Source organism: Deinococcus deserti VCD115 (assembly GCF_000020685.1).
GTDB lineage: Bacteria > Deinococcota > Deinococci > Deinococcales > Deinococcaceae > Deinococcus > Deinococcus deserti.
This window is the reverse complement of the sequence record NC_012526.1, coordinates 2,479,530-2,490,000: the sequence shown is the minus strand read 5'-3', so window position 1 is coordinate 2,490,000 and position 10,471 is coordinate 2,479,530. Positions and strand designations below refer to the sequence as shown.

At 62.6% G+C, this 10,471-nt stretch carries 8 protein-coding genes; 5 read left to right on the top strand and 3 right to left on the bottom strand.

Going from position 1 to position 10,471, the window contains the following annotated elements; all coding sequences use genetic code 11:
* The first annotated feature begins 101 nt into the window (after positions 1-101).
* From DEIDE_RS11850 to DEIDE_RS11835, 4 genes are all read left to right on the top strand, one after another.
* Positions 102-2,744 carry an S-layer homology domain-containing protein gene (locus tag DEIDE_RS11850; protein ID WP_012694200.1) on the top strand — a complete coding sequence of 881 codons (2,643 nt, stop codon included), beginning with the start codon at positions 102-104 and terminating at the stop codon, positions 2,742-2,744.
* Positions 2,745-2,843: 99 nt separating this feature from the next.
* Positions 2,844-3,782, top strand: coding sequence for a manganese-dependent inorganic pyrophosphatase (locus tag DEIDE_RS11845; RefSeq protein WP_012694199.1), 939 nt, complete (start codon positions 2,844-2,846; stop codon positions 3,780-3,782).
* A gap of 72 nt (positions 3,783-3,854) precedes the next feature.
* On the top strand, positions 3,855-5,138 hold the full coding sequence (locus DEIDE_RS11840) for a bifunctional folylpolyglutamate synthase/dihydrofolate synthase (RefSeq protein WP_049760478.1): 1,284 nt from the start codon (positions 3,855-3,857) through the stop codon (positions 5,136-5,138).
* A gap of 204 nt (positions 5,139-5,342) precedes the next feature.
* On the top strand, positions 5,343-6,824 hold the full coding sequence (locus DEIDE_RS11835) for a carboxypeptidase M32 (RefSeq protein ID WP_012694197.1): 1,482 nt from the start codon (positions 5,343-5,345) through the stop codon (positions 6,822-6,824).
* Between the two features lie 283 nt (positions 6,825-7,107).
* Here the strand turns inward: DEIDE_RS11835 and DEIDE_RS11830 are convergent, their stop codons facing one another.
* Positions 7,108-7,359: a hypothetical protein gene (locus tag DEIDE_RS11830; protein ID WP_012694196.1), complete on the bottom strand. Its 252-nt coding sequence runs from the start codon at positions 7,357-7,359 to the stop codon at positions 7,108-7,110.
* A gap of 303 nt (positions 7,360-7,662) precedes the next feature.
* Here DEIDE_RS11830 and DEIDE_RS11825 point away from each other — a divergent pair, with 303 nt between their 5' ends.
* Positions 7,663-8,052, top strand: a complete 390-nt coding sequence (locus DEIDE_RS11825; RefSeq protein WP_012694195.1) for a helix-turn-helix domain-containing protein — start codon at positions 7,663-7,665, stop codon at positions 8,050-8,052.
* Between the two features lie 158 nt (positions 8,053-8,210).
* On the opposite strand, the gene DEIDE_RS11820 is transcribed toward DEIDE_RS11825, so the two are convergent.
* Entirely contained in the window at positions 8,211-9,815 is a 1,605-nt protein-coding gene (locus tag DEIDE_RS11820) for a polymer-forming cytoskeletal protein (protein WP_041227255.1), read from the bottom strand.
* A 112-nt stretch (positions 9,816-9,927) separates the two neighbouring features.
* The gene (gene moaC / locus DEIDE_RS11815; protein ID WP_012694193.1) at positions 9,928-10,470 is read right to left on the bottom strand and encodes a cyclic pyranopterin monophosphate synthase MoaC; all 543 of its coding nucleotides are present in this window, start codon (positions 10,468-10,470) and stop codon (positions 9,928-9,930) included.
* Position 10,471 lies beyond the last annotated feature (1 nt).

Below are 10,471 nucleotides of genomic sequence, written 5' to 3'. Positions count from 1 at the left end.
ACGGCGGACTACCCCGGGAGAGGAAACTCGGCAACTCGCCCCAGCGTTACCCTCAGAGCCGACAACGCTCCTTTTCGCGCGACACCTCTTGGGGGTTCCATATGAAGAAAAGCCTGATCCTGCTCACCGCCGCACTGACGTTCGGCAGCATGGCCTCCGCGCAGACCACCGCGCCGGCCAGCGCACCCCAGGTGCCTGCCCTGACCGACGTGCCCGCCGGCCACTGGTCTAAGGACGCTATCGAAAAACTGGTCAGCCGTGGCATTATCCTCGGCTACCCCGATGGCACCTACCGCGGTACGCAGAACCTGACCCGCTACGAAGCGGCCGTCATCATCGCCCGCCTGCTCGATCAGATGCGCCAGGGCACTGTGACCAACAGCCTCGACGCAGAGACCGTGACCTCGCTGCAGAACGCTATCCAGGAACTCGCCGCTGACCTCGCCGCCCTGGGCGTGCGCGTCACCGACCTGGAAGAGAACGCTGTCAGCAAGGACGACTTCGCCCGTCTCGAGCAGCGCGTTGAAGACCTCGCCGGCGAGAACGGTGATCCCGAAGCCCTGGCCAACATCCAGGCTCAGATCGACGAGCTGACCGCCCGCGCCGACGAGTTCGACGCCCTGCGCGCCGACGTCGACGACAACGCCAGCAGCATTGCTGCCCTGAACGACCTGACCGTGCTGCTTAACCAGGACATCCTGGACCTGCAGGACCGCGTCAGCGCCGTTGAAGCTGCCCAGGCTGACTTCGTCACCCGCACCGACTTTGACAACCTGAGCACCCGCGTGACCGGCATCGACACCCGCGTCACCGCCCTGGAGCGCCTGCCCCGCTTCACCGTCGTTGGGAGCATCACCCCCAACTACGGCCGCATTGGTCTGACTGCCGGTGGAACCAACTTCGACGTTGACCGCCTGACGGCCAACACCCCCCTGTCCTCCAGCAATGGTGGCTTCGCAGATGGTGACGTTACCACCACTGACACGACCACCAACTACACGAGCACTGGTCTTGGTTTTGGCATCCGTGCCAGCAACCTGACCACGGCCAACGGCTCCTTCATCGTCAACAGCGCTGAAATCAACTTCGGTACCACGAACGCCGCCAACATCCTTGGTGGAGCTGTGGGCGTGGTTGTGAACGACGCGAGCGCCAATGGTACCTTCGGTGGCCAGAAGTTCGACGTGCGTTACAGCGCCTACCAGAGCAACTTCAAGTTCCAGAACTACCTGTTCAACAACAGCAACGCTTCTGGCAACCGTCGCGGCTTCGTGGCCAACATTGCCACTACCCTGCCCGGTAACCCCAGCCTGACCATCGTTGCAGGGAACACCAACGCACCCCAGATGACCGGTCAGCCTAACACCGCTGCTGCCAACTACTACGGTGTGCGCGCCGCCTACAACCCTACCGGTGTAGGCAGCTTCGGCGTATCCTACGCGCAGGTTGACGGCTTCCGCAGCGCCCTGGGCACTGACTTCAACGTGAAGTTTGGCCCGCTGGCTCTGGTCGGCGAAGGCGTCGTCAGCGTACCTAGCACTGCTGCAAACAGCATTGCGCTGGGCAACTTCCGCGACCCTCGTACGCAGGCTGACGGCGCTGGCTACGTTGAGGGCCGCGTTGATCTGGCCGGCATCAAGTTCGGTGCCAACGTCCGTGCAATTAACCCTGAGTTCGCAGTTGTTGGCGACGGCACCGCTGCCGGCTTCAACGCTGGAATGCAGACCGCCAACACCATGCCCTACACCGCTCTTGACAACGCTGGCAACCGTGTTGGCCAGGTCGGCTATGGTGCAGCCCTGGGTACCGACGTGGGCCCTGTGGCCCTGGGCGCCTACGTGGACAGCCGCACTGACTTTTTCGGTGCTAACCGTGTAACCGGCTTCGGTGTCAAGGCCGGTGCCAAGCTGGGTGCTCTGGAACTCGTCGGGTTCTACAACAACCTGACGGTGAACGGTGTGGCTGCTGACGGCTCGACCAACTTCAGCTCCTCCAACCAGAACATCAACACGAACGGCGCTGGTATGGGCATTTCCAACGTGCCTCTCTCCATGACCAGCAGCTTCGGTGCACAGGTCAGCCACAGCGGCACGGCTGCCAACGCCCTGGTCCGGAACCTGAACTTCACCGTCGGTGACGCCTACTTCTACGTGGGCAACACCAACCGCTTCTACGCCTTCGGCGACTACAGTGGCAACATTGGTGGCTTCACCATCAACCCGCTGTTCCGTTACAACCTCGTGACGGACCGCGATACCACCGCCAACAACTTCAACACCATCAAGTACGGTGTGAAGATTGCCTCCCCCACCCTGACCGGTGTGCCTTTCGAGCCCAGCATCTACTTCAACGTTGCCAACCGCATCACCAACAATGGGACGGCAACTGGAGTGCAGGCCAACGGCACCAGCACCGAACTGCTGGGCCAGGTGGGCATCAGCCTGAACAACGTGCTCGCAACTGGCGTATCGGCCAAGGTCGGCTACTCCTACTACCAGGGCTTCGGCGTTGCGGCCAACCAGGTCACCGCTGGTACCTCGAACGATGCCTTCAATGCGTCGGTTGATCACATCTACGGCGCCCGAGTTGCTACTAATGACTCTGCCAAGATGGACGGCGTTTACGGTCAGGTTGCCTACCAGGGCCTCTCTGCCAACTACGGTGTGTTCCGCTACACCAACCTGCTGACCAACCAGCAGAGCGTTGCTCAGGGCTTCAAGGTCGGCTACAGCTTCCGCTTCTAAACCCTCTTTCTCCAAGAGCTCCCGCCAGGTGCGGGGGCTCTTTTCTTTGTCTGACGTTGGCTGCCGCCTCAACGCAGAAGAAGCCGCTAATATTGCGCAATGATTGCTGTGTTTGGTCATCGGAATCCTGATACGGACGCCATTGCGTCGGCCATGGTGTATGCCAGCCTGCTCTCCCGGCAGGGGGTGGAAGCCCAGGCATATCGTCTGGGGGAACTGAACTTTGAAACCTCTTACGTGCTCCGTGAACTGGGCCTGGAAGCCCCGGACCTTTTGCCTGAGTTGAAGGCTGGCACGCAGGTTGCTCTGGTTGACCACAATGAGAGTGCGCAGTCGGCCGCTAACCTGGCTGAGCTGGCCGTAACGCGCGTTGTGGATCATCACAAGCTGGGCGATCTGGTCACGTCTGATCCACCTTTCCTGCGCTTCGAGCCGGTTGGCTGCACGTCAACTATCCTGTTGAAACTGTTCCGGGAGGCAAACCTGGCGGTAGAGCCGCAGGACGCGAAGCTGATGCTCAGCGCCATTCTGAGCGACACCCTGCACTTCCGCAGCCCGACAACCACCCCTGATGACCGCATGGCTGTGGAGTTCCTGGCACCCATTGCGGGGATTGAAGACGTCGAAGCGTATGCACTGGCAATGTTCGCGGCCAAGAGCGACCTTGGGGATACACCGGCCGCTCAGCTTCTCAAAATGGACTACAAGGTCTTTCCCTTCGGTGACCCGGCACAGCGCTGGGGCATCGGTGTCATTGAAACCACTAACCCAGCGTACGTTTTCGGCCGCAAGGCTGAACTGCTGCAGGCTATGGATGAGGCGCGTGCAGAGGGGGGGCTCAATGGCGTTCTGTTGAGTGTGGTGGACATTCTGAACGAGACCAACCGTACGTTTATCCTGAGTGCCACCGAACACAGAGTGGTTCAGGAAGCCTTTGGGGTTGAAACGGTTGACGGCGTGGCCGATCTGGGAGACAGGATCAGCCGCAAGAAGCAGATTGTTCCAGCGCTGGAAGCTTACTTCGCCTCAGGGACCTGAACTGGAGCCGGAAGCTACGAAAGGGGAGGCCAAAAGCCTCCTCATTTTGTGGCTTTGGTCGAACCGTCTGCAATGTCGCTGAGAGGCTATGCTGCGTGCGTGAGGCTGGAGGCAGATTTAGAGTGGTTGTTTTCCCGGCAGCGGTTCGGAATGCATCCAGGGCTGACCCGGGTGCACTCGCTGCTTACGCGCCTGGGTGAACCACAGCGCGCGTTCCGGGTGGTTCTGGTTGGAGGCACCAATGGCAAGGGCAGTACTGCGGCTTCTCTTGCAAGCATGCTCAGGGCACAAGGCCGCCGGGTCGGGCTCTTTACCAGCCCCCATCTGACCAGATTTGCTGAGCGTTTCGTGGTCGGTGGCGAGCTGCTGCCGGACGACGTGGTGTTGCGTTCCTTACATCAGGTGCGGCCACATGCAGAGGCCATTGAGGCCTCGTTCTTTGAGATTGTGACAGCTTTGGGATGTCTGGTCTTCGCAGAGGCTGGAGTGCAGGACGCGGTGATGGAAGTGGGCCTGGGAGGCCGCCTGGACGCGACAAATGCTCTTGATCCAGTGCTGAGCGTGATCACCAACGTTGCGCTGGACCATACAGAGGTACTGGGCAACACCGTGGAATTGATCGCCGCGGAAAAGGCCGGAATTCTGCGCCCAGGGCGCCCAGCAGTCACGGGCGCAGCACCGGACGTCTGGCCAATGCTGGAAGCGGAGGGTGCAGACCTCTGGAGCCTTGAAAACCGTGTGCGGCGCCAGTCACTCGGATGGGACGGAGAGCAGGTCGTGGTCAGGTTGCCTGCTGGGGTGGAGCTGACCTTCCGGACGCCACTGTTGGGAGCGCACGGCGCACAGAACGCGGCTCTGGCGGCGGCGGCGGCTTACCGGCTTGGGGTGTCTCCTGAAGCCATCTCTCGAGGGGCACAGACCACCCAGTGGCCAGGCCGGATGGAAGTCCTGACAGTTGGAGAAGGAAGGGTCCTGCTGGACGGCGCCCACAATCCCGCTGGCGCCGAGGCTGTTGTTCGGGCGCTACGTGATCTGGGTGTCGGGAAGCTCCCGCTGGTCTTCGGTGCGGCAGCAGACAAGGACCTTTCCGGGGTGGCGGCGGCGCTGGAACCTGTGGCTTCGCAGGTGGTCCTGACCCGGGCCAGGCTCAGCCCGCGGTCAGCGGATCCGGCGGCTCTGGCGCCTCTGTTTCCCGGTCATCAGGTCACCCTGACAGAGTCTCCTGAGCAGGCAATCGCCGCCTTGAGGGCTCTGGGGGCACCACTGGCGCTGGTGTGCGGCAGTTTGTACCTGATTGGAGAGGTCCGGCCGCTCCTCCTGGGAACCGTGTCCGAAGAGCGAGAACGCTGGCAGTAGCGGCTGAATTTCAGGCCCCCTGGTCGATCCTGGCGAGAGCTGAAGTCGTGGCGAGAGAAAGCGGTATGTGCCCTGGCACCCGAAGCTGGCCTGACCTGAAGCTGGTACGCCAGAGGTAGCGTGGCGCCCGGTTGCTGCGCCGGTCTGTGTGCCGGTTTCTGGACAAATGGCCTAGGCTCAGGTGGGCACGCTACGCTGGGATTCATGAGCATGGAACAGCTGAAAAGGCGCCTTGGGCAGGTCAGTGATCTGCGTGCGGCGGAAGGTCTGATGTCCTGGGATCAGGAAACACATATGCCGCATGAAGCTGCGCGGGTTCGTGGCATACAGATGGCTACCCTGGCTGGTCTTGCGCACGACATCTTCACTGACGCCCAGACAGGTGTGCTGCTCGAAGGCGTGCAGGCGCAGGATGAGGTGGAGCAGGCTCTCGTACGCGTCGCCCGGCGCGACTACGAACGAGCCACAAAACTTCCCACAGCATTCGTGGAAGAACTGACCCGCAGCCGCAACGAAGCCCACCATGCCTGGGTCGAGGCCCGCAGGCACAGTAGTTTTGCGACCTTCGCGCCGCATCTGACCAAGATGATGGACCTCGCGCGGCGTCAGGCGGACCTGCTGGGGTTTGAGGAGCATCCCTACGACGCGCTGATGGATGCCTACGAGCCTGGGATGAGGGCCTCACAGGTCAGAGCGGTCTTTGCCGACCTGCGTGACCGCACCCTGCCTCTGGTGCGCCGCATCGTAGACGCTGGTGACGCAACCGATTACAGCGTGCTGGAGCGCCCCTTCCCGGCAGAGGCCCAGAAGGCTTTTGCCTGGCGCGTGGCTGGAGAAGCTTTTGGGCTGCAGCCTCACTTCGCACGTCAGGATGAGAGCGCCCACCCGTTCCAGACCAATTTCAGCCGCAGCGACCTGCGCATCACCACGCGGGTGGAGCCGTACTGGCCTGCATGTTTGTTCGGCACCTGGCACGAGGCTGGACACGCCATGTACGAACGGGGTGTTTCAGAACGCTGGGAGCGGACCCCTGTGTCCCGGGGAGCGAGCCTCGGCGTGCACGAGAGCCAGTCGCGGATGTTCGAGAATCTGCTGGGGCGCAGCCGGCCCTTCTGGAACCGTTACTTCCCGCAGCTGGCACAGGCGGCACCTGAGGTCACAGCCGGACTCGATGCAGAGACGCTGTACCGCGCCGTGAACCGTGTCAATCCGAGCATGATCCGTGTGGAGGCCGATGAGGTGACCTATAACTTTCATGTCATGCTCCGCTTCGAACTGGAACTGGCCCTGCTGGAAGGCTCACTGCAGGTGTCTGACCTGCCGGAGGCCTGGAATGCGCGGATGAACGAATACCTGGGACTGACGCCGCGCAACGACGCCGAGGGGGTTTTGCAGGACGTGCACTGGTCCGCCGGGCTGATCGGCTATTTCCCGACGTATACGCTGGGCAATCTGCTGAGTGTTCAACTCCTGGAAGCTGCGCAACAGGACATAGTCGTGGCTGCTGGTGTGCAGCAGGCCGAGTACGGCCCCCTGCTGTCCTGGCTGGCCGAGAACGTCCACCAGCACGGCCGCAGCCTGACGCCCGAGGAGCTGACCCTGAAGGCCACCGGCCGGGCCTTGAGCGCCGATCCCTATGTCGCCTACCTGCACCGCAAATACGAGGAGATCTACAACCTGAGCTGAGGCAGCGCGGCGTTGAAAAGATCAGGCAGCCCTATGTTTCAACAGCTCTAAGCCTTTATGCGGAAGCAGCCACTTGGCCCGTATAGAAAGCACGAAGCAAGGCCCAGCAATCTATGTGCTGGGCCTTGCTCTGATCAGATTCAGGGGAGTTGAACGATCGGAGGTCGAGGTGTGGTGGGACGAGGGCCTAACTTGGAACCTGATCCAGGAGGAGCTGGGGGAAGTAGGGGAGGCTCGGGACGCGGCGACGGCGGCATCGGTGTGAGCATGGGTCCCCCAGAAATCAGACAGCCTGGCGGCGTTCGGCCTGCGTAATCAGGTATGCCCGGGCCGCACTCAGCCAGGTCTGTGCCAGAGCCGTGTTGGGATGATCGCGGTGGCGCAGGGCGTTGGTGCCCAGATGAAGCTGCCGCTCAATGCGGCGTACTGCGCCCAGACCGCCCTCGTTCTCAACCTGGATCAGGGTGTTCATAACAGTGGTGGGGTGAACAAAACCAATACGAATACTTTCGGCAATGGTATCCAGGGCACGCATGAGGTACTCCTTCCTGTCCGACAGCAGACAGCGAGGCAAAGCATGAATAGTCGGTCTTAAGGGGGTAAAAGCCTTCTTGATTACGATCATAGCAGATCGTCTCGTGGTGGGCAAGAAGAACTCCTCTCTATTCTGTATTGACCGTACCGGGAAGCGGTGTTACACTCCAACCAAGGGTGCCCGATTCTGCCTACAGGCAAACGCTCCCCCAGGCGGCCCGCCCGGTCAGCGCACAGTCCCGGTCGCTCAAAGGCCGGGACCGGCACGGATACGAGGCCATGCCGCAGCCCAGGAGGTGAATACATGAAACTGCACGAACGACTCCGTGAACTGCGCAGCGAACGGGGGCTGCGGCTCAAGGATGTTGCCGAGGTGGCCCAGATCAGCGTTCCTTACCTCAGCGACCTCGAGCGCGGACGGACCAACCCTAGTCTGGAGACCCTCCAGACACTGGCTGGTGCGTACAACATCACGGTCCACGACCTGCTTGAAGGCGTCGAGTTCTACGGTGCCTCCACCGAAGGTGCTCTGCCCAAAGGTCTGTCTGACCTGATTGCTGACCCCACCTTGGGGCCACAGATCACGCCTGACTGGGTTCGCACCCTGTCCCGCATCGAACTGCGTGGCAAGCGTCCCCGCGACAAACAGGACTGGTACGAGATCTACCTGCATCTGAAACGCATCCTCAGCTGAGGATTCTCAACATGAAGCCGGACCGTGTAAGTGGTCCGGCCTTCTTTATTGGATGTTCAATTGTGGAGGCTTTAGAGGAAGCGCAGTATAGCTTCAGTAGAACAAGTCTGTGTGTTGAAGACTGCCTGGAGCAGGGACAGGCTGTCTGTGCAGCACTGTCAGGGCCGTTGCAGATGCTCTCGTGCCAGGACCAGGGTTCCGGCACCCCAGGCTCCACCAATCAGGGCCAGGCCAAAGGCCAGTGGGGGCAAGCTCAGGCTGGCCGCCACAGCACTCAGACCCAGCAGTGCCCCGACAGCGTCCGGCACCGGCAGGCGGGCACGGGTGGCCAGGGCCCGGCCCACATCGTAAGCGCTGACGCTCAGGCCCAGGGCAATAATCAGGACAGCCAGTGCAGCTCCCAGCAGCGACGGACCCAGCAGGCCTGCCAGGGCAAGCGCCAGCGCTGGACCGATCAGGGCGGCCAGCACCAGAACACCCAGGGCCAGCGTGCGCATGGGAGCGTGACGTTGGCGCTGCGCCAGCCCAGGTGCAGCGCCGGCCACAAACAGCAGCAACAGGGCTCCCCCAGTCAGCGTGACAAAGACCTGGGGCCAGGCCGCCGCACCCAGCCAGCCCAGTACCGGACGAAATGCCGCAGCGGTGGCCAGACTGATGCCAGCTGGAGGCTGCGTTTCCAGAGCTTCCAGGTCGCCGGGCGCATGGCCCAGCAGGGCATTGACGCGTCCGCTGACCTGGGCGCCAGGCGAACGCTGCACGTCTCCCAGCAGAGTCACGACCTCGCCCTGTACCCGGGCATCTTCGTGAAGGTGGACGTCACCACCCACGACGATCACGTTTCCCTTTACCGGGCCCTGCACGGTGATGTCCTGCCCGAAGCGGATATCGCCCTGGCCCACCACCTGGTACAGCGCCGGAAGGGTCAGCACTGCCGAGAGCGCAAAGGCTCCAGCCCCCACCTGCCGCAGTGCGGGCGTGGGACGCCAGGTCACCAGCAGGCTGGTCAGCAGCAGTAACCCCAGTCCCACACCTGCCACAGGGGAGACCTGAGCCAGTAACGTCCGGAGAACCAGCATGCCAGCGGCCAGATTGGGCCAGGCAGTTGTGACGGCCAGCAGGGTCAGGCCCAGCAGCAGCGCCAGAACCAGTATCAGAGGAGCCGGGTTGTGCCGCCTTAAAGAGGGCAGGATGTGTACAGGAACCTGCCTGGGAATCTGCTCAGGGGGGACAGGTGCCGCGTACGGGATCTCTGAAGACCTCATGCGGGCCATCACACTGGCCGCCACTGAACGGGGCAGGGGAGGCGGGGCCAGACTCAGCTGCCGGGCTCCAGTCACCTCAGCTACGACACTCGCGGCAACACTGTGGGGCAATGTGGGCTGTGGCAGCGCCGGGGGGCTGAGCTGCTGGGCAAACCGTATGGTCTGCGCCACCTCTGCCGCCAGACTGGCTGGCAGAACAGGCACACTGGCCTCACGCAGCTGCCGCGCGATCCTGATGTCTGCCTGCACCTGCGCTGCCACTGACACCGGCTGTTCCGGCACAGGCAGCATCTGCAGACGGGCACTCCAGGCCACTTCCTGCGCAGCCGGGAGCGCCACGCTGTGGGGCAGCGCCGGGGTGTCCAGCGTCCTCAGCACCTGGGCTGCCCGAGCCAGCCTTTCCCGTTGCCGCTGCACTTCCGCCTGATCAGGAAGGGCCGCCAGGGCTGCTTCGGTTTCGGGAGCCAGCGCCCCATCTGCTTCCAGATGCAGCCACTCCAACCACCCCGGGGTGGAGTGGTCATGCTCTGAATTGTGCCGACTCCCGCCCATATGTCCTCTCTACGTTAAACGGCCCACGCGGGTTCCCGACATTTGTCTAGGTTGCTTCGGCTCAGAGATCTACGGAGTGTACGTCAGGTTGAAGAGGCGCAGGAGCGGCCGCGTAATCTCCGCTTTTGCCCCCGGTTTTGGTCAGCAGCCGTATGCCTGTAATTTCCAGAGCTTTGCTGGCTGCCTTCAGCATGTCGTAGACGTTCAGCGCCGCGACGGCTACAGCAGTCAGCGCCTCCATTTCCACGCCGGTAGGCCCGGTGGTCTTGACCGTGGCCTCGATGCGTACCCCCGCAGGCTCCAGCGTGACCCGGACGTCTGCCCCGGTGACCGGAAGCGGATGACACAGGGTAATCAGGTCTGCGGTTCGCTTGCTGGCTGCCAGTCCTGCCAGACGCGCCACAATCAGCGGGTCACCCTTCGCATTGGTCCCGGCTTCAAGCGCGGCGCGCGCTTCAGGGGGAAGTCGGACCCAGGCCTCCGCAGTGGCCGTGCGGGCCGTGGGTACCTTGTCACTGACGTCCACCATGCGCGGCAGGCCAGCGCTGAAGTGGGTCAGCTCCGGGGCCCTGGCTTCTGCCGGGTCAGGAACTGCGGAGCTCAAG

Excerpts from the sequence above, each read along its gene's own strand:
- DEIDE_RS11850 (WP_012694200.1), top strand. The coding sequence starts at position 102 with ATGAAGAAAAGCCTGATCCTGCTCACCGCCGCACTGACGTTCGGCAGC.
- DEIDE_RS11845 (WP_012694199.1), top strand. The coding sequence starts at position 2,844 with ATGATTGCTGTGTTTGGTCATCGGAATCCTGATACGGACGCCATTGCG.
- DEIDE_RS11840 (WP_049760478.1), top strand. The coding sequence starts at position 3,855 with ATGTCGCTGAGAGGCTATGCTGCGTGCGTGAGGCTGGAGGCAGATTTA.
- DEIDE_RS11835 (WP_012694197.1), top strand. The coding sequence starts at position 5,343 with ATGAGCATGGAACAGCTGAAAAGGCGCCTTGGGCAGGTCAGTGATCTG.
- DEIDE_RS11830 (WP_012694196.1), bottom strand. The coding sequence starts at position 7,359 with ATGCGTGCCCTGGATACCATTGCCGAAAGTATTCGTATTGGTTTTGTT.
- DEIDE_RS11825 (WP_012694195.1), top strand. The coding sequence starts at position 7,663 with ATGAAACTGCACGAACGACTCCGTGAACTGCGCAGCGAACGGGGGCTG.